19 protein-coding genes and 2 tRNA genes are annotated in these 18,855 nt (G+C 69.6%); 16 read left to right on the top strand and 5 right to left on the bottom strand.

The genetic code is table 11. The annotated features are described in order from the left end of the window. The first annotated feature begins 7 nt into the window (after positions 1-7). From BJ980_RS18215 to BJ980_RS18255, 9 genes are all read left to right on the top strand, one after another. Complete coding sequence (locus BJ980_RS18215; RefSeq protein ID WP_179503600.1) at positions 8-742, top strand: hypothetical protein; 735 nt, start codon at positions 8-10, stop codon at positions 740-742. Positions 743-787: 45 nt separating this feature from the next. Beyond that, positions 788-1,927, top strand: a complete 1,140-nt coding sequence (gene dusB, locus BJ980_RS18220; protein WP_179503601.1) for a tRNA dihydrouridine synthase DusB — start codon at positions 788-790, stop codon at positions 1,925-1,927. Between the two features lie 165 nt (positions 1,928-2,092). Further along, a complete protein-coding gene (locus BJ980_RS18225) occupies positions 2,093-3,028 on the top strand; it encodes a VldE C-terminal domain-containing protein (RefSeq protein ID WP_179503602.1) in 936 nt (311 codons plus the stop codon). Between the two features lie 180 nt (positions 3,029-3,208). Further along, positions 3,209-4,150: an LptM family lipoprotein gene (locus BJ980_RS18230; RefSeq protein ID WP_179503603.1), complete on the top strand. Its 942-nt coding sequence runs from the start codon at positions 3,209-3,211 to the stop codon at positions 4,148-4,150. A gap of 95 nt (positions 4,151-4,245) precedes the next feature. Beyond that, positions 4,246-5,502 (top strand): deoxyguanosinetriphosphate triphosphohydrolase, encoded by a 1,257-nt coding sequence (locus tag BJ980_RS18235; RefSeq protein ID WP_179503604.1) that lies wholly within the window; start codon positions 4,246-4,248, stop codon positions 5,500-5,502. Further along, entirely contained in the window at positions 5,499-6,275 is a 777-nt protein-coding gene (locus BJ980_RS18240) for a lytic transglycosylase domain-containing protein (protein WP_343047882.1), read from the top strand. The genes BJ980_RS18235 and BJ980_RS18240 overlap by 4 nt, the downstream gene beginning before the upstream one ends. Before the next feature lie 10 nt (positions 6,276-6,285). Then, complete coding sequence (gene dnaG / locus BJ980_RS18245; RefSeq protein WP_179503605.1) at positions 6,286-8,196, top strand: DNA primase; 1,911 nt, start codon at positions 6,286-6,288, stop codon at positions 8,194-8,196. Next, positions 8,193-8,705: a hypothetical protein gene (locus tag BJ980_RS18250; RefSeq protein ID WP_218855571.1), complete on the top strand. Its 513-nt coding sequence runs from the start codon at positions 8,193-8,195 to the stop codon at positions 8,703-8,705. The genes dnaG and BJ980_RS18250 overlap by 4 nt, the downstream gene beginning before the upstream one ends. Positions 8,706-8,766: 61 nt before the next feature. Then, positions 8,767-8,839, top strand: a tRNA-Asn gene (locus tag BJ980_RS18255). Between the two features lie 348 nt (positions 8,840-9,187). Here the strand turns inward: BJ980_RS18255 and BJ980_RS18260 are convergent. Then, positions 9,188-9,766 carry a TetR/AcrR family transcriptional regulator gene (locus BJ980_RS18260; RefSeq protein WP_179503606.1) on the bottom strand — a complete coding sequence of 193 codons (579 nt, stop codon included), beginning with the start codon at positions 9,764-9,766 and terminating at the stop codon, positions 9,188-9,190. 88 nt (positions 9,767-9,854) lie between these two features. Here BJ980_RS18260 and BJ980_RS18265 point away from each other — a divergent pair, with 88 nt between their 5' ends. The 4 genes from BJ980_RS18265 (at position 9,855) to BJ980_RS18280 (ending at position 12,372) form a co-directional block, all read left to right on the top strand. Next, positions 9,855-10,301 (top strand): anthrone oxygenase family protein, encoded by a 447-nt coding sequence (locus BJ980_RS18265; protein ID WP_179503607.1) that lies wholly within the window; start codon positions 9,855-9,857, stop codon positions 10,299-10,301. A gap of 267 nt (positions 10,302-10,568) precedes the next feature. Continuing rightward, complete coding sequence (locus BJ980_RS18270) at positions 10,569-11,513, top strand: NADP-dependent oxidoreductase (protein ID WP_246280004.1); 945 nt, start codon at positions 10,569-10,571, stop codon at positions 11,511-11,513. A gap of 32 nt (positions 11,514-11,545) precedes the next feature. Further along, positions 11,546-11,998: a cupin domain-containing protein gene (locus BJ980_RS18275; protein ID WP_179503608.1), complete on the top strand. Its 453-nt coding sequence runs from the start codon at positions 11,546-11,548 to the stop codon at positions 11,996-11,998. Continuing rightward, positions 11,998-12,372: a DUF4267 domain-containing protein gene (locus BJ980_RS18280; protein ID WP_179503609.1), complete on the top strand. Its 375-nt coding sequence runs from the start codon at positions 11,998-12,000 to the stop codon at positions 12,370-12,372. The genes BJ980_RS18275 and BJ980_RS18280 overlap by 1 nt, the downstream gene beginning before the upstream one ends. An 88-nt stretch (positions 12,373-12,460) precedes the next feature. Here BJ980_RS18280 and BJ980_RS18285 read toward each other — a convergent pair whose 3' ends face one another. Both BJ980_RS18285 and BJ980_RS18290 read right to left on the bottom strand, forming a co-directional pair. Further along, positions 12,461-13,288: a formate/nitrite transporter family protein gene (locus tag BJ980_RS18285; protein WP_179503610.1), complete on the bottom strand. Its 828-nt coding sequence runs from the start codon at positions 13,286-13,288 to the stop codon at positions 12,461-12,463. A gap of 2 nt (positions 13,289-13,290) precedes the next feature. Beyond that, on the bottom strand, positions 13,291-13,479 hold the full coding sequence (locus BJ980_RS18290; RefSeq protein WP_179503611.1) for a hypothetical protein: 189 nt from the start codon (positions 13,477-13,479) through the stop codon (positions 13,291-13,293). Between the two features lie 102 nt (positions 13,480-13,581). On the opposite strand from BJ980_RS18290, the gene BJ980_RS18295 reads away from it, so the two are divergent. Then, the gene (locus BJ980_RS18295; protein WP_179503612.1) at positions 13,582-14,544 is read left to right on the top strand and encodes an asparaginase; all 963 of its coding nucleotides are present in this window, start codon (positions 13,582-13,584) and stop codon (positions 14,542-14,544) included. 54 nt (positions 14,545-14,598) lie between these two features. Next, a complete protein-coding gene (locus BJ980_RS18300; protein WP_179503613.1) occupies positions 14,599-15,225 on the top strand; it encodes a CPBP family glutamic-type intramembrane protease in 627 nt (208 codons plus the stop codon). A gap of 21 nt (positions 15,226-15,246) precedes the next feature. Here BJ980_RS18300 and BJ980_RS18305 read toward each other — a convergent pair whose 3' ends face one another. Next, the gene (locus BJ980_RS18305) at positions 15,247-16,140 is read right to left on the bottom strand and encodes an NAD(P)H-binding protein (protein ID WP_246280005.1); all 894 of its coding nucleotides are present in this window, start codon (positions 16,138-16,140) and stop codon (positions 15,247-15,249) included. Positions 16,141-16,233: 93 nt separating this feature from the next. On the opposite strand from BJ980_RS18305, the gene hrpB reads away from it, so the two are divergent. Then, entirely contained in the window at positions 16,234-18,777 is a 2,544-nt protein-coding gene (gene hrpB / locus BJ980_RS18310) for an ATP-dependent helicase HrpB (RefSeq protein WP_343047884.1), read from the top strand. On the opposite strand, the gene BJ980_RS18315 is transcribed toward hrpB, so the two are convergent. Further along, positions 18,775-18,848, bottom strand: a tRNA-Ile gene (locus BJ980_RS18315). The two genes, hrpB and BJ980_RS18315, sit on opposite strands and share 3 nt — an antisense overlap. Positions 18,849-18,855: the final 7 nt, after the last annotated feature.

Below are 18,855 nucleotides of genomic sequence, written 5' to 3' on the forward strand. Positions count from 1 at the left end.
TGACGCCATGAGTGCCGCTCCCCGTCTGCGTCTGATCCCCTTCGTCGTCTCCACCGCCCTTGTCCTGACCGGGGCGTTGGCCGGGTGCAGTGGTGACGACAAGGACAAGGCGGACGGAAAGAAGTCGCCCTCTGCCGCGCCCACCGTCGTCGACGGCTTCACCGTGCCGGGCCTTGACCTGGCGTTCGGTGAGAAGGCGACCTTCAAGTGGCAACAGGGTCCCGTCCTCGCGAAGAAGTTCGCCGAGGTCGAGGCAACCGTCGAGGAGGTCCGCAAGGCACAGGTGAAGGAGTTCGCCGGCTATCAACTGACCGAGGCGATGATGGCCTCGACGCCGTACTTCGTCACCGTTGACGTGAAGAACGTCGGTGAGAGCGACCTGCGCGGCAAGACGCTGCCGATCTATCTGGACAACGACGGCTCGACGCTCTATCCCGCGGTCGAGATCCCGCACTTCAAGAAGTGTGCACCAAGTGCCCTGCCGCAGAAGTTCGGACCCGGCGCCACGGCGAAGCTCTGCCTGGTCTTCCTCGCACCCGAGGGCACCACCTTGCGCAGCATCGCTCTGCTCCACAACGACAAGGAGCAGATCGACTGGACCGGCAAGGTCGTCGACCCGGTCGCGGAGAAGAAGAAGCGCGCCGCGGAGAAGAAAGCGGAGAAGAAGGCCAAGAAGGAGCAGCAGAAGAAGGACAAGAAGGCCAGCGGCTCCCCGAGCCCCTCGGCCTCGAAGACGGACTGAAGCACTGATTTGGGCGCACCCCGCACCCCGTCGGACAATGTGCGCATGGCCCTGCAGCTCGGAAACCTCCGCGTCGAGACCCCCGTGGTCCTCGCGCCGATGGCGGGCATCACGAACGCGGCCTATCGACGACTCTGCCTGGAGCAGATGGGGGATCAGGGCGCGGACGGCCTCTTCGTCTGCGAGATGATCACCTCCCGCGGCCTGGTCGAGGGGGACGCGATGACCATGTCGATGCTCACCTTCGACGAGGCCGAGACAGTCCGCAGCGTCCAGCTCTACGGCACCGACCCGGCCTTCGTCGGCAAGGCCACCGAGATCCTCTGCAACGACTACGGCGTCGCCCACGTCGACCTCAACTTCGGCTGCCCGGTCCCCAAGGTGACCCGCAAGGGCGGCGGCGGTGCGCTGCCGTGGAAGCGGGGCCTGCTCGCCGAGATCCTGGACCGAGCGGTCAAGGCCGCCGAGCCGTACGGCGTACCGGTGACGATGAAGACCCGCAAGGGCATCGACGACGACCACCTGACCTTCCTCGACGCCGGTCGGATCGCGCAGGACTCCGGCGTCGCCGCGATCGCACTGCACGGACGCACCGTCCAGCAGGCCTATTCCGGCGTCGCCGACTGGGACTCGATTGCCGAGCTCGTCCAGCACGTCGACATCCCGGTGCTGGGCAACGGGGACATCTGGGAGGCCGCCGACGCGCTGCGGATGGTCGAGGAGACCGGTGTCGCAGGCGTGGTCGTCGGCCGTGGCTGCCTGGGCCGCCCCTGGCTCTTCCGCGACCTGGCTGCGGCCTTCGCCGGCGAGACCGTGGCCACGCTGCCCAGCCTGGGCGAGGTGGCCGCGATGATGCGCCGCCACGCCGAGCTGCTGTCGCGGCACATGGGCGAGGAGCGCGGCTGCAAGGAGTTCCGCAAGCACGTGTCGTGGTACCTCAAGGGCTTCCGTGCCGGCGGACCGCTGCGCCACTCCCTTGCCCTGGTCGACTCACTGGCCACGCTCGACACACTGTTGGCCGAGCTGGACCCGGCCGAGCCGTTCCCGGCCGCCGAGCTGGGTACGCCGCGCGGGCGCCAGGGTGCGCCGCGCAAGCACGTCGTACTCCCCGAGGGTTGGCTGGACGACTCCGACGGTGCCGGCGCTGCGATCGAAGAGGACATCGCGGCCGCATCCGGGGGGTGATCCGGGTGAGTCCGGCCACAGCGCCCCGCTGAGATGCGCCCGGAATGTCCCATTCAGCACGACCTGATGCTGAATGTTCAATCTTCATGTGTTTCACTCGGTGACTGTGCCAGCCGCGATCCGGTCGGCACCTGACCATGTCTTCGACAGCAAAGGATCAGCGCTGTGGCGAACTCCAGCCACAAGCGGGACACCAATGCCCGCCCCACCCCGTTCCTCTCCAGGCGCAACGCCATCAAGATCGCTGCCCCGATCGCAGCCTTCGCGACCGTTGCCGCAGTGAGTGTCGGTGTCGCCACATCCTCCCCGGAACTGAAGGACGTCGTCGCGAACGACCAGTCCTTCACCGCCTCGATCGACCACGGCATCCCGGAGACGACACCCCAGCGCAAGAAGCCGGTCTCCCGGTCGTCCTCGCGACGCCCGAAGGTCGAGGTCAAGCTCGACGGTGCGACCTACGCAGCCCGCGCCGAAGCAGCCCAGACCCGCAAGGCCGTGGCCGGCGCGGACGACAAGCAGTGGGCGCTGGAAGACCTGAACCTCTGGGACGGTCCGACCGAGAAGGCGAAGAACGTCGGCCTCCTCAAGAAGGGCAAGGCCGTGGTGGCGACCGGTCGTGAGCGCAACGGACGCGCCGAGATCGTGGTCGAGGACGAGTCACGCTGGGTGACTGCCGAGTTCCTCGCGGACAAGAAGCCGGTCGCGAAGAAGAAGACCGCAACCGACGACGCCGAGGCAGCCAGCGGCACCGGTGGCAGCTGCACCAACGGCTCGTCCGTGCCCAGCGGGGTGGCACCCGGCGTGGTCAAGGTCCACCAGGCCGTGTGCGCCCGGTTCCCCGAGATCTCCACCTATGGCACCTTCCGCGGCGACGGCGAGCACTCCGAGGGTCGCGCGGTCGACATCATGATCAGCGGAGACGCGGGATGGCAGGTCGCGGAATATGTCCGGGCTAACGCCAGCGCGCTCGGTGTCGAATATGCGATCTACTCCCAGAAGATCTGGTCGGTCGACCGCGGCGGCGAGGGCTGGCGCTCGATGGAGGACCGTGGGTCCGCCACCGCCAACCACTTCGACCACGTGCACGTGACGGTCTACTGAGACCGGACATGACTCGGCCAGGGCCGGGGACCGGGCGAAACCGCCTCGTCCCCGGCCCTGGCTCGTTGTGCAGAAACTTTTCCGCCGGAGGTTGATCCGAGGCCGGGGGACCGGGTTGTGTGAAGATCGTGTTCTCCCGGACCGTTCTCGCGCGGTCCACCGACCTCTCGGATGGTTCGCGTGAAGCGGATCCTCGCAAGTCTTGCCGCAGCCACCACCCTCGTGCTCGTAGCCGGGTGCGGGAACGACTCCGGCGGTGAGCCGGCGCCGAAGTCGAGCGAGTCGAGCCCGATGGCAGAAGAACCACAGGGGCCGCTGAGCCTCTGCGAGGAGATCGACGGGCAGGCCGTTGCCGAGCTGTTCGGGCGCGGAGGCGCGTTCGGCGTCACGACCGGGACCTATTCGATGGGCCTGCCGTCCTTCGACTCGTGCACCTTCATGGTGGGGGAGTCCAAGGGCGCCGGCATCGGTATGACCTACTCCTGGAGCATCGAGACGGTCGACGAGGCGCGCTGGGCGGCGATTCGCAAGCACCAGCAGGAAACGAACGGTCGCTACACGAAGATCGAGGACCTCGCCGTGGGCGAGGACGGCTTCACCTACCTCAACACCGCCGTCGCAAAGGTGGGGGACCGCGCGATCATGGTCAACTTCCCCTCTCACGGCGCCGACCCCGCCGCGCTGGCGAAGGCACTGGAGCTGGCCGCGCCGGTGGTGCCGAAGCTGGTCCCACCCGCGCCGGAGCGGACGCTCGACGCGTGCAGTGCCGCGGACGCTGAAGCGGACGCCGTGCTCGGCGGCGAGGCGACCATTCGCCGCGGGCGTGAAGGCGACTACGGCCTCAGCTGTGGCTGGGCCACACCCGACGTGGCGGTGAGCGTGTCCGCGACGGGGATCAAAGATGCCGAGCAAACGATGCGTGACGACATGGAGATGTTCGGAGGTGAGGAAGTCCCCGACCTGGGCACCTTTGCCTACTACACCGGTGGCGTGGACGGATTGTCCCTGTCCTTCCTCGCCGCGCCCGACCTCAAGGTCGCCGTGTCCGTTCCGGCCGGCATGAAGGCGGGCAAGGCTGACCTGATCGCGCTGGCCACGAAGTTGGCCCCGAACTACACCTGACCGATCACTCCCCGGCCCCTCAGCGGGCCCGCGACGTGAGACTCGCTCTGTCGGCTCCGGCCCGGCTGGCCGCCTCGGATAACCTCATGGCAACCATGAGTGATCTCTACACGGAGCACGACCGCGAGCGGATCGTGCCCGAGCCTCCCAAGCGCGTCGACGCACCCGTGCGCACCGCTTTCGAGCGGGACCGCGCCCGGGTGGTCCATGCTGCCGCCTCGCGCAGACTGGCCGCCAAGACCCAGGTGGTCGGTCCGCAGAGCGACGACTTCGTGCGCAACCGGCTGACCCACTCGCTCGAGGTCGCCCAGATCGCCAGGGACCTGGCCCGGGCACTGGGCTGCCACCCGGACATCACCGAGACGGCCGCCCTGGCCCACGACCTGGGCCACCCGCCGTTCGGCCACAACGGCGAGCAGGTGCTCGACCGGGTCAGCCAGGCCTGCGGCGGCTTCGAGGGCAACGCACAGACCCTGCGACTGCTCGCCCGCCTGGAGTCGAAGACGTTCGACGAGGCCGGAGACTCGGTCGGCCTCAACCTGACCCGGGCCACCCTCGACGCGTGCACGAAATATCCCTGGCAGCGCGACGCACCGGGCACCAAGTTCGGCGTCTATGACGACGACCTGCCGGTCTTCGAATGGATGCGCAGCGGGGTCGAGGGACGCCGACGCTGCGTCGAGGCCCAGGTGATGGACCTCGCCGACGACGTCGCCTACTCGGTCCACGACATCGAGGACGGGGTCGTCGCCGACCGGATCGACCTGGGCATCCTGGCCGAGGACCAGGAGCGCCGGGCGGTCTGGGCGACGATCCGCTCCTGGTACCTCCCCGACGCCACGGACACCGAGCTCGACGAGGCACTCTCGCGGATGCAGGCGATGGGGAGCTGGCCGGTGGCGGCGTACGACGGCAGCCGTCGCTCCCTGGCCGCGCTGAAGAACATGACCAGCGACCTGATCGGCCGCTTCTGCGGGTCCGTCCAGGCAGCGATGGTGGAGTCGTACTCGACGGATGCGTTCGTGCGTTACAACGCCGACCTGGTCGTGCCCAGGACGACCAGCGACGAGATCGCGGTGCTCAAGGGCGTGGCCGCGCACTACGTGATGCTCTCCGACGAGCGCCGCGAGGTGATGGCGGTGCAGCGCGAGATCATCGAGGAGCTGGTCGAGGCGCTCAGCGCCCGGCCCGAGCACCTTGACGCCGCCTTCGCCGCCGACCACGCCGCCGCCCCCGACGACGCGGCCAGGCTGCGGGTCGTGATCGACCAGATCGCCTCCCTCACCGACTCCTCGGCGCTGACCTGGCACCGGCGGCTCACCCTGGCCACCGGCAACGGGCGGGCCAAGTGAGTCCCACGCGCTCGGCCGGCCTCTACGTCGCCCTCCTGGCCGCGCTCGGCATCGCGCTGATCGCGGCGACTGCGGCGATCAGCAAGCAGGGCGGGCCGTTCCAGGATCCCGTCGTGGCCACCAGCCAACCGCAGTACGACGCCCCGCCCACCGCCGGGCGGGTGCGCGCCGGGACACCGGGGACCGACGGCATCCGCGCGAGCCTCGTCGACCCGGCCTGGGTGCGCAAGGTCGCCACCAGCACCGGGTTGCCCGAAGCCGCAGTGCGTGCCTACGGCCACGCCACGCTGCGGCTGGGGGAGGAGCAACCCGGGTGCCGCCTGGGATGGACCACCCTGGCCGGCATCGGGAGCATCGAGTCGGGCCACGGCACCATCGGCGGACGGCGCCTGGGCAGCGACGGCCGCTCCAGCAGCCCGATCCTGGGGCCCGCCCTCGACGGACGCCCCGGCTTCGCCGCGATCCGATCGACGCCCGAGTCGACGACCTGGCACGGCGACGCCACCTGGGACCACGCGGTCGGGCCGCTCCAGTTCATCCCCTCCACCTGGTCGAAGTGGGCCGCCGACGGTGACGGGGACGGGTCCAGCGACCCCAACGACATCGATGACGCCGCCTATGCGGCCGGCCGCTATCTGTGCGCGGACGGGCACCGTCTCGACTCCGACGACTGGGGCCGGGCGATCTTCAGCTACAACCACTCCGACGACTACGTCCGCGCCGTCCACAGCGCCGCAGTGACCTACGCTGCGCGAGTCGGCAGCGGGTCGTAGACTCCGCCACGTGGCCGGACGGATCAGGGACGAGGACATCGCGGAGGTCCGCGAGAAGGCGCGCATCGACGACGTCGTCTCCTCCTATGTGACCCTGCGCAACGCCGGCAGCGGCTCGATGAAGGGCCTGTGCCCGTTCCACGACGAGAAGTCGCCGTCCTTCCACGTCACCCCGGCCCGCGGCTACTTCCACTGCTTCGGGTGCCAGGAGGGCGGCGACGTCCTGACCTTCCTGATGAAGATCGACGGCATCTCCTTCGCCGAGTCCGTCGAGCGCCTGGCCGACAAGTACGGCGTACAGCTGCGGCGTGAGGACGGCGACGTTCCGCAGAAGCCGCGTGGTCCGCAGCGCAGCCGGCTGGTCGACGCGCACAAGTACGCCCAGGAGTACTACGCCGACGCGCTGGGCGGGCCCGACGCCGTCGTGGCCCGTCAGTTCCTCGACGCCCGTGGTTTCGACCGTGACGCGGCCGCCACCTTCGGGGTCGGTTTCTCCCCGCGCGGTGGCGAGGACCTGCTCGGCCACCTGAAGCAGAAGGGGTTCAGCGAGGACGAGCTGGTGATCGCCGGCCTGGTCGGACGGGGCCGCGGCCTCTATGACCGCTTCCGCGGGCGCCTGATGTGGCCGATCCGGGACGCGTCCGGTGACACCATCGGCTTCGGTGCGCGCCGGATCTTCGACGACGACCGGATCGACGCGAAATATCTCAACACCTCCGAGACACCGATCTACAAGAAGTCGCACGTGCTCTACGGCATCGACCTTGCCCGCAAGGAGATCCGGGACAGCGGACGAGCGGTGATCGTCGAGGGCTATACCGACGTGATGGCCTGCCACCTGGCCGGCGTCGGCAGCGCCGTGGCCACCTGCGGCACCGCGTTCGGCGACGACCACGCGCGCGTGCTGCGCCGCTTCCTCGTCGACGACGACCGGATGCGCGGCGAGGTGATCTTCACCTTCGACGGTGATGCCGCCGGCCAGAACGCAGCGATGAAGGTGTTCCGCAGCGACCAGAACTTCTCCTCCCAGACCTACGTCGCGGTCGCACCGGACGGCATGGACCCCTGCGACCTACGGCTCAAGAGCGGCGACGACGCGGTCCGCGAGCTCGTCGACGGCCGAGTCCCGCTCTATCGCTTCGTGCTCGAGAACATCGTCGGTCGCTATGACCTGGACCGCGCGGACTCGCGCGTCGACGCGCTGCGCGAGGCAGCAGCCCTGGTGGCCAGCGTCCGCGACAAGTCGAAGGTCGAGGCCTTCACCCGCGAGGTGGCCACGTCCATCGGCGTCGACCCCGACGACGCCCGACGCGAGGTCCGCCGCGCCCTCTCCCGGCCGGCCAGGCCCACCACGAGCAGTGCCCCACAGCGTCCCGGTGCGGAGCAGGGATCGGGTGGGAACCAGACGCTGGGTGAGGAGCGACCCGCGGCGCCCCCGCTTCCCAACCTTCGCGACCCCCGGTTCGCGCTCGAGCGCGAGACGCTCAAGCTGGTCCTGCACCACCCCGAGGTCGTGGTCCGCTCGGCCAAGGACGTGCGGCCCGAGGACTTCACCCACCCCACCTACCGCGGGGTCTGGGAGATCATCGCCGCCTCCGGTGGGCCCGAGTCGGCAGGCACCGGATGGGCCGTCAGGCTGCGCGACTCCGCCGTCGACCCGGCCGTCTCCTCGGCGCTCAGCGCGCTCAGCGTTGAGCCGCTGCTCGCGCACAAGGAGCCGGACACCGCCTATGTGCACGCACACGTCTACCGGCTCCAGGAGCTCACCGTGCTGCGACGCATCGCGGATCTGAAGAGCCGGCTGCAGCGCACCAGTCCGACCGAGCAGGCAACCGAGCACCAACGACTCTTCGGCGAGCTGGTGACCCTGGAGCAGCAGCGTCGTACCCTGCGCGAGAAGGCGATGGGGCCCCAAGGATGAGATGGCAACGTCACACACTGCCCGTCGAGGTCCGCGTCGTGCCGTTGGCTGCGGGGGAGAAGGCCCTGGCCGGATGCGTGGCAGAGTCGGGTGCCGTCGTCGTGGGCACCCGGGATGCGTTCTACGTCTCGTCCGGTGACGGCCTGGTTCGGATCCCGTGGGAACAGGTCGAGAAGGCCGACTGGGACAACGACAAGGGCCAGCTGAGCGTCGTCGAGGTTGGCACCTGGGGTGCGGCCCGGCCGGTCCACGAGCTCACCCTTGCCGAGCCCGGCCGGCTGCTCGAACTGGTTCGCGAGCGGGTCACAGCCAGTGTCGTGTTGCAACGTCACGTCCCGATCCGCGGTCGCCGCGGCGTGAAGGTGATCGCTCGCCGTGCGCCGGGTGGCAACCGTGCGCTGACGTGGGTCTATGAGTTCGACGAGGGCGTGGATCCCGACGATCCGGAGGTACGTCGTCTCGCCGACCTCGGTCTGGCCAAGGCGCTCGAGGAGACCGGACTGCGCTGAGCACCGGGCTGATTTCGCAAGCCTGCGACGTCCTTGCTATTCTTCCCAGGCTGCCTAGCGATCCCCTGTAGCTCAACTGGCAGAGCATTCGGCTGTTAACCGGAGGGTTGTTGGTTCGAGTCCAACCGGGGGAGCACTCAGAAACGGCCCGTGACCTGTGGAAACGCAGATCGCGGGCCGTTTTTCTTGTCCGTGCATCGGCTATGTATCGGTGCCCAAGGCCCCGCTGAGGGGTGTCCGAGTGGTCGGCGCGCCTGGGTGTCGAATCCGAGGCGCACTCGCGACGCGGCCACTCATTGATGAGGTTGCTGCTTGTCGGGTACGCCCGGTGCTCGACCGATCAACAAGGCCTCACCGCCCAACGCAACGCCATGATCAGCCTCGGCGTAGACGGGGATGGGTCTGGCCGATGCTCCGTCGGACGCGCATCAAGGCTGAGACTTCGTTGTCCACACTCGAGCCGCGAGCCGCTGGGATGGCTGTCAGGCCATGGGGAGCCGGTCCACCAGCAGTTCCACCCTCGACGCGGTGTCCTCCGCTGGCAGCCGTCCGCCTCGGGTCAGGGTGGCCAGCCCGTGCAGGGACGCCCAGAACAGCTCGGTGAACAGTTCCGGGTGGACGCCGTCGCCGGCGACTCCGTCCAGGCTTTCCAGCAGGGCGGCGAAGGCGTCCTTGAGGGGTTGTGGGGTGTCTTCGTCGGCGAAGATCAGGCCCCCGTCGAGCTGGAACATGGCGTCGTAGACGGCCGGGTTGCGTGCGGCGAAGTCGAGGTAGGTGCGGGCCAGGGCGGTGACCCGCTCTCGGGGACTATTTGCGCTGGAAGTTGCGGCACGCACTGCGGCGGCCATCTCGGCGGCGCCCTGGAGGGCGACGGCGCCGATGATTTCTCGTTTGCCGCGGTAGTGGCTGTAGAGGACGGGCTGGCTGTATTCGATGCGCTCTGCCAAGCGGCGGGTGGTGACTGCGTTCCAGCCCTGCTCCTCAGCGAGCTCGCGGGCCGTCGCCACGATGAGACGTTCGCGGTCAGCCCGCTCTCGCTCCTTGCGGTCCTGTATCGACATACCCAGAGTCTAGCAGCGCTAGACAGGCGAGCAGGAGAAATGCTAGCGTCGCCTCATTACCTAGCAGCGCTAGATGGAAAGGGTCGCCGTGTTTGATGCACTCGAGGTCGTCACGACCGTGGTTGTGGGAGTGATGGTGGGGGTTGAGTTCTCCGTCGCCTTCGTCATCAACCCGATCCTCGACGCACTACCCGAGGACAGTGGCCAACTCGGCCGCGCACATGGAGGCCGGATGCTAGGCGCCGTGATGCCGGTGTGGTACCTGACCTCACTGGTCCTCGTCGCGGTGTGGGCGGGCGTTGAATGGCCTCAGGAGGGCACTGGCCTAGTCGTGACCGCCGCGGCGCTGCTGATCCTCAGTGTGGTCATGTCAATCCTGCTGCTCGTCCCGATCAACAACCGGGGCAAGACGTGGGCCCCTGACACCCGGCCCACAGACTGGCACGAGCAGGTGAACCGCTGGGATCACCTGCACTACGTCCGGGTGGCTGTCATCATCGGCGCCTTCGTCCTGCTGGTCGCCGCCCTCGCTTGACCCAGCGTGGCGACATCGCGCCGCTTTGGCTCTGGTCGTAGCCGTCGCGATGGGTACGTGCTTCCGCCTGTGCCCCTCCGCCCAGTCCTTGATTCCCGCATGACCTTCTGGAGCGAGCGACCGAGGTCGGTCAATTCATAAGTGGCAGCCCCGGGGCGCGGGCCGTCCCCACCGAGGGCGGCGAGCACCAGGGCCACCCACTTGTCGGAGATTCTCCAGGAGTTTGCCCGGTAGTGCTGCTCGACAGCGATGGCAAACCCACCCCACATGACCCCCAAGAAGGAGCAGATGACAATGAAGCAGATGATGTCCCGGCGGGCCGTGGTCCGCGTGCCGTCCGGGCCCGCGTCGATCGAGACCATCGACGTCCCAGTGGTCGAGCCGGGGCCGGGTGAGCTCCGCGTCAAGATCGGTGCCGCGGCGATCAACCCGGTCGACCTGGGAGTGGCCGGAGGCCTCTTCCATCAGCTCGCACTGGTAGACCAGCCGGATTACACCGGGCTCGGCTGGGACTTCGCCGGCACTGTTGAGGCCACCGGCCCCGGCGTTGAACTGCCAGGCGGCACCCGTGTCGCCGGGTTCATCGACGGTTTCGATCGCGACCACGGATCCCACGCTGAGCATCTCCTCGTCCCGGCCGCGAATGTCGCCGTGGTACCGGATGGCCTGGACCTGGTCGAGGCAGCGACGGTACCGCTCAACGCCACCGCCGCAGCCCAGCTCGTGGACCTCCTGGGTGCGCCACCGAACGACGCTCGGCGACTGCTCGTGACCGGCGCAGCCGGCGCGGTGGGCGCCTACGTCGCGGCACTCGCCAAAGACCGCAGCTGGCAGGTGACCGGGATGGCCCGAGCAGCCGACGAGCAGTTCGTCCGGGGCCTCGGCGTCGACTTCACCACCGATCTCGGACAGGCTTGGGATGCCGTCGCCGACGCCGGAGCCCTGCAGGAGGACGCCTTCCGGGCGGTGCGCGAGGGTGGCCGATTCATCGGCATGCAGCCTGCCGCGCGGCTTCCCGAGGAGCGCGGCATCGCCGTCGAGGTCGTGTTCGCACGACCCGACGGTGCACTGCTCGCCCGACTACTCGCGCGGGTGGCGACGGGGGAACTGCCGGCTCGCGTCCACGCCGTCGCGCCGCTCGACGAAGTCGCCTGTGCGTACCAGGCGATGGCTCAGGGCAGCATCCGCGGCCGAATCGTGCTGGTCCCGTGACGGCGCGCGGCGTCGCAGCGAGAGTCGGGGCCATGACCCAGGGCGCTTCCGATATCCGGTCGATCTCCCTGGGGGCCAGCGGATCGAAGATCGAGGTGCTTGCCGGTCCTGCGGAGACCGGCGGGATCGTGAGCATCTACCGCTGGCACATGGCGCCCTCGAGCACAGGGCCATCACCGCACTTCCACAGGACCTTCGCCGAAACGTTCCTCATCGAGGAGGGTGAGGTCGAGTACTACGACGCAGGAGTCTGGCGAAGTCTGCGCCGTGGCGATCTCGCGCATGCCGCGCAGGGCGCGACGCACGGGCTCCGCAAGGTGAACGACCAGCCGGCCACAATCCTGATGATCCTCACCCCCGGCGTGCCTCGCGAGGAGTACTTCGCCCAAATCGCCATCGCGGATCGGCGGGACGTCGCGCGCCTGCATGAGATCCACGACAACCATTTCGTCGACGACGATTCCCTCAACGGAAAGGACAGCTGATGCTCACCACCGGCGCCACCGTGATCGCCGGCCTGCTCGGCGTGGCCCTGATACTCATGGGCGTGCGGGCCTTCACCACTCCTCAAGGTGCCGCCGGCTTCGGCATCCCCACGACCCAGGCCGACGACCCCAGCATCTGGCCCTGGCTGCGCGTCAAAGGACTGCGCGAGATCGGGTGCGGGTTCTTCATCTTCGTCCTGATGCTCGTCGCGACGCCGTCAGTGCTGGGTTGGTACGTGCTGACCCTCGCAGCAATACCCGCCGGCGATGCGGTGATCGTGCTTCGCAGTGGCGGGCCGAAGGCCGTTGCCTACGGCGTCCACAGCGCAACCGCAGCCGTGATGGTGGCGACCAGCGTCGGCCTCCTGGTCTGACTCCGCCGCCGGTTCGATCTGACCTGGTCGGACGAAACCCACCGCCACTTCGGCAGTAACAGCCTCCCGCGGGCGGTTCCCTGACACCTCAGCCGGTCTGGCCTTCCTCGCGACTCTCGGCGACCCGGTGGGGGACCCTCAGCAGCCGGATCCCGGTGACGAGGACGAGCCCGCCGACGAGGTTTCCGAACGTCGACCAGCCCAAGGACCCGAGCAGGTCGAGGTGGTCGTAGTCGGCCTCGCCGGTGAACAGGCCGGCGAACATCAGGATGGAGTCGAGCACCGCGTGGAACAACTGTGCACCCACCAGGACGAATGCCATCAGCACCGTCGGCACCACCCGGACGCCGATGTTCTCGGTCGAGTGCTGCATCCGGGTCATCAGCGTGATCACGGCACCCGCGAGCACCGCGAGGCAGAACGAGCGCCAGGACACCCCGAGGTCGGCGTAGTGGGCGCCGGACTCCACCGCCATCGCGTGCACGCTCGGTAGCGCCACGACGATCACCCCGGCCATCACGGCGCCCCCTGCAAGGTTGGCGGCCAGGGTGACCCCCCAGAGCCTCAGCAGTTGCGCGAGGGTCCCGACCTTGGCAGCGACCGAGATCACCGGCACCAAGAAGTTCTCTGTGAACAGCTCGCTCTTGGCCATCAGCAGGGCCACGAAACCGATGGTGAACGCGAGCGAGGCGAGGAGATGGTTGTCGGTCTCCGCCAACACCACGAGATAGCTCAGAACTCCCACACCGACATCGATGCCGCCCAGCAGGCCGGTCGCGAGCAGGGGGAGTAGGGGACGACTGAGACGCTCGTGGCCCTCCTCGACGAGGCGGTCGTAGGCCTTTTCCTCCTCGGACTCCTCACGAGAGCCCTTGGGTGCAGCCAGGTCGCCTTCATCACCGGACGGCCGGCTCATGATCAGGCGGCCAGTCGTCGGGCGTCGGGATCGAGGTTGAAGATGATCTTCTCGACCGTCATCAGGCGCTCGCGGTCCGATTCGTCGACGCGGATCGCGTCGAAGCCCAGCTCCCCGGAGACATCCTCGGGATGCCAGCCGCCACGGACCAGCTCGGTGGTGGCCTCGTCGAGGAGGGTCCTGGTCGTCATCGCGTAGTCCATGACGGTTCGATACCCGATTCGGGTTCGGTGATTCGCGAACCGCCGGGCGCTGTGCGGCCGCAATGGGGGTGACCGGATAACGTCAGGCACATGTCTTCCTCTCCCGTCGCCGTTGCCGAGATCGTCCGCTCAGGAGTCGTGGAGGGCCACCACTACGGTTCGATCGTCGCTCTGGACAAGGACGGCGAGGTGGACTGGTCGGTCGGCATGGTCGACGAACCCGTCTTCCCTCGCTCCTGCAACAAGCCGATCCAGGCGCTGGGCATGCTCCGCGCCGGCCTTGACCTGCCGCCGGACCTGCTGGCGCTGGCCTGCGCCTCGCACTCGGGGGAGTCGTTCCACGTCGAGGGCGTACGCCGCATCCTGGCCGGTGCCGGACTGGACGAGTCGGCCCTGCAGACCCCACCGGACTATCCCCTCGACGACCAGGTGCGCGAGGAGATCATCAGGTCCGGTGGCGGCAAGGAGCCGATCACGATGAACTGCTCCGGCAAGCACGCCGCGATGCTCGCCACCTGCGTGGTGAACGGCTGGGACACCGCGACCTACCTGGCACCCGACCACCCGCTCCAGGTCGGCCTGGCGGGAACGTTCGCCGAGCTCACCGGCGAGGAGGTCGCATACGTGGCCACGGACGGTTGCGGCGCGCCGCTGCTCTCTGCCTCACTGGTCGGGCTGGCCCGCGCCTTCCGAACGCTCGCCGTCGCGACCGAGGGCGACGAGGCCAGGATCGCGGAGGCGATCCGCACCCACCCCGAGAACGTCTCCGGCACCCGGCGTGACGAGCTGGCGCTGCTCAAGGCGATCCCGGCCTCGATCGGCAAGGCGGGGGCCGAGTCCTGCTATGCCGTGGCGCTCCCGGACGGTCGTGCCTTTGCCCTCAAGTGCGACGACGGTGCCGCGCGGGTGCGCCCGGTGCTGATGGCCGAGGCGCTGCGTCGCTCCGGCATCGACGCCGAAGACGGCGTGGATGGGGCCGCCGTGCTGCGCACGGGCGAGTTCCCACTGCTCGGCGGCGGCCAGCCGGTGGGCAGCATCCGCGCCTCGTTCTGACCCCAGTTCCCACCAGAGTTCCGACCCGACCGGCCCCGACCACTTGGGAGCTCCATGGACATCCGGAAGCAGGCATCACCACGACGCCGGCTGCGGGTGACCGTTGCCACGGCGGCGGTGGGGGCAGTGCTGCTGGCGATCTCCCTGCGCATCGAGCCCGGCAGCGGCTGGTTCTATCCCTCGACCCTCGCCCTGGCGATGGTGTGGGCGGTCGGTGCGTGGCTCTCCGGGCCCCTGCACCTGGGCCGGGTCGGGTCCGAGCGCCCGGTGCTGCCGGCGCTCATCGTCGGCGCCACTCTGGCCTCGGTCTTCGTGGTCGGCGGGCTCGTCGTCCGCGAGATCGGGTTCCTGGCCGACCGGGTCGCCGACGTACTGGCCTATGCCGCCGCGGGTTCAGGGCTGCTCCTGCTGGTCGTCACCGTGGTCAACGGGGTCGCGGAGGAGATGTTCTTCCGTGGCGCCCTGTATGACGTGGTGCCCCACCACCGTGTGCTGATCACCGCGGTGGCCTATGCCATGGTCACCCTGGTCACCGGCAACCTGATGCTGGCCTTCGCCGCACTGCTGCTCGGCCTGGTCGTGGGTCGCCAGCGGGAGGTCTCCGGAGGACTGCTCGCACCGGCGATCACGCACGTCACCTGGTCGGTGGCGATGCTCTATGCCCTGCCGGCCCTCTTCTGAGGCCGGTTCTCGGGCCAGCCCTCACTCGTCCTCGGCGAGCGCCCTGCGGATCGCCTGCTCATAGGTGAGCGGCTCCCCGGGCACCACGTCTCGGATCGAGTGGTCGGTGACCACCACCTCCGTGCCCATCGAGTCGATCAGGTTCCTCCCGGTCATCACGTTGACGTCGGTCACCAGCGCGAGCCAGTAGGACGAAAGCCTCGGGGTGAGGAACGGGACCGGGACGATCGGGAGTGGCCGCCCCTGCACCCGGGCGAGGATGCGGAGCATGTCGAGATAGGTCAGCTCGTCGGGTCCGCCGACTTCGAAGACCCGCCCGATCGCGTCCTCGTGGTCGACCACGCCGGCCAGATAACGGACCACGTCGTCGATCGCGATGGGCTGGGTCCGGGTGGTGACCCAGCGGGGCACCACCATCGCCGGCAGCCGCTTGACCAGCTGCCGGGTCAGCTCCCAGGAGATGCCGCCCTCGCCGATCACGATCGCGGCGCGCAGCGCAGTGACCGGCACGCCGGCCTGGCCGAGCAGGCTCTCGACCTCCCGTCGTGAGCGCAGGTGGGCGGAGAGGTCCTCGTCCTCGGCGCCCAGGCCGCCCAGGTAGACGATCTGCCGTACGCCGTTGCGTGCGGCCGCCTCACCGAAGCTGCGTGCGGCAGCGGCGTCACGTTCCTCGAAGTCGGCCCGGTCCAGGGAGTGCACCAGATAGATGGCGACGTCCACGCCCTCGAGTGCCGTCTCCAACGAATCCGGGTCGGTGACGTCTGCGAACACCGGGTCGCCCGGCCCGGCGTAGTCCTCCGGCTTCCGGGTCATCGCGCGGACCACGTGGCCCGCCTCGACGAGAACTGGGGCGAGGCGCTGCCCCACGAATCCGGAGGCTCCGGTGAGCAGGACTGTGGCGGGGGCGTCAGGCATGGGACCAGCATGCCCGACGGCCCCAGCACTGGCCATGCCTCGACGACCCGCACTCGGTGCGCGAGCAGTGCGCCGATCCGGCACACTGCAGGCGTGTCCCTTCCCGCCAGCTCGCCCATCGCCCGGCTGCTCGCCGAGCCGCCAGCGCTGCCGGTCGTCGCCGGGCTGCCCGCGCTGGCCGTCGCGATGGCTGAGCGCGGGGTCGCCGTCCTGCACGCTCCGCCCGGGACCGGCAAGACGACGCTCGCCCCGCCCGCGGTCGCGCACGACGTCTCCGGGCGGGTGGTGGTCACCCAGCCGAGCCGGCTCGCCGTACGTGCTGCCGCGCGCCGGCTGGCCGGTCTGCTGGGGGAGCCGGTGGGAGGGCTCGTCGGGTATGCCGTGCGCGGTGAGCGGCGCGCCTCACCGGCGACGCGGATCGAGTTCGTCACCGCCGGCTTGCTGCTGCGCCGTGTCCAGGCTGACCCAGCGCTCACCGGCACCGACGTCGTCGTGCTCGATGAGGTGCACGAGCGACACCTGGACGCGGACCTGCTGCTGGCTCTGCTCCTCGACATCCGCGCCAACCTGCGCGACGACCTGCGCGTGGTCGCGATGTCCGCCACGGTGGAGGCGGATCGGTTCGCCAGACTCATCGGAGGCGACGAGCCGGCGCCGGTGATCGGCGTACCCGGCGCGCTCCATCCGGTCACCGAGCTGTGGCGCCCGTTGCCGCCCGGGCAGCGGCGCACCGACGCGCGCGGGATCACCCCCGCCTTCCATGACCACCTCGCGGCGACGGTGCGTGAGGCACTGGCCACGCACGAGGGCGACGTGCTCGTCTTCGTGCCCGGGGTGGCGGAGGTGGAGGGGTGCGTACGTCGTCTCGCCGGCGCAGCGTCGGCGCAGGGAGTGGCCGTCCACGCCCTGCACGGCAGGCTGTCGGGCGCCGAGCAGGATCGGGCACTGACCGAGGGACCGGGCCGACGAGTGGTGGTCTCCACGGCCGTGGCCGAGTCGTCCCTGACGGTGCCCGGGGTGCGGATCGTCGTGGACGCCGGGTTCTCCCGCGAGCCGCGCACCGACCATCGCCGGGGGCTGGCCGGGTTGGTCACGGTCGCGGTCAGCAGGGCCGGGGCCGAGCAACGCGCAGGGCGCGCGGGCCGCTTGGGGCCGGGCGTCGTACTGCGGTGCTGGTCCGAGGCCGAGCACGCCCACCTGGCGGCGCACCCCGAGCCGGAGATCGTCACCGCCGACCTCACCTCGTTCGCCCTCGAGGCCGCCCGCTGGGGCAGTGGCCGACTGGCTCTGCTCGACCAACCGCCAGTGCCTGCGCTGGCCGCCGCCCGCCAGACGTTGACCGGGATCGGCGCCCTCGACGTCGCCGGTCGGATCACCGAGCGCGGTCGACAGATCGCCCGGGTGCCCACCGACCCGCGATTGGCGCGAGCCCTGGTCGACGGCGCCGACGTGGTCGGTTCGCGACGCGCTGCGGAAGTGGTGGCGCTGCTCGCCGAGGACGTGCGGGCACCGGGAGCCGACCTGGTTGCTGCGTTGCGGGCGATGCGCGGCGGTCGCGGTTCGGGCTCGTGGCGCACACAGGTGAAGCGGCTCGAGGCCCTGGCCGGACCCGGTGGCCCGGGTAGCCCGGGTAGTCCTGCGACCGGCCTCACCGATGATGTCGCCGTCGGATTGATCGTGGCGCTGGCCCACCCGGATCGGATCGCGCGCCGACGCCGTAGCTCCGGGAGCTATCTGCTGGCCTCGGGGACCGGGGCCGCCCTGGACCCGCGGGATCCGGGCCCGCTCGCCGGCCTGGAGTGGCTCGCGGTCGCCGACGCCGACCGGCGCCAGGGCAGCCGCGAGGCGATCATCCGCTCCGCCGCACCGCTCACCGAGGACCTGGCCCTGGAGGCCGCCGCCTCGCTGTGGACCGAGCAGGACCGGGTGGGCTGGGAGTCGGGACGGGTCGTGGCCGAGCGGAGCACCACGCTGGGAGCGATCGAGCTGGCCAGTGCTCCGATCCCTGACCCTCCGGTCGAGCTCGTCGTCGCCGCGATCCGCGACGGACTCGCCAAGGAGGGTCTGGACGTCCTGCGCTGGACCGAGTCGGCAACGGCCCTGCGCAGACGGCTCGACTTCCTGCACCGCACACTCGGTGACCCGTGGCCGGACGTGGGGGACTCGGCACTGACCGAGGACGTCGAGACGTGGCTGGGATCCGACCTGGCCCGGGTGCGCGGAGCCAAGGACCTGGCTCGAATCGACGTGACCGGTGCCCTGCGGCGACTCCTGCCCTGGCCCGAGGCCGGCCGGCTCGACGAGCTCGCACCGGAGCGGGTCGAGGTGCCCACCGGGTCCAAGGTGCGGATCGACTACTCCGGAGACCAACCGGTCCTGGCGGTGCGGCTCCAGGAGGTCTTCGGTTGGACCAGCGTGCCCCGACTGGCCGATGGGCGGGTGCCACTGCTGCTGCACCTGCTGTCGCCGGCCCAGCGACCGGCGGCGGTCACCGCCGACCTGGACTCGTTCTGGGACAACGGCTACCCGGGTGTGCGCTCGGACCTGCGCGGGAGATATCCCAAGCACCCGTGGCCAGAGGACCCGCGGAGCGCGCCACCGACTCGGCGTTCCAAACGGGCCGGAGATCGAGAGTAGGGCGGGTGGGGCTCGAACCCACGACCCAAGGATTATGAGTCCTCTGCTCTAACCGACTGAGCTACCGCCCCTCAAGCG

Source organism: Nocardioides daedukensis, from assembly GCF_013408415.1.
GTDB classification, from domain to species: Bacteria; Actinomycetota; Actinomycetes; order Propionibacteriales; family Nocardioidaceae; genus Nocardioides; species Nocardioides daedukensis.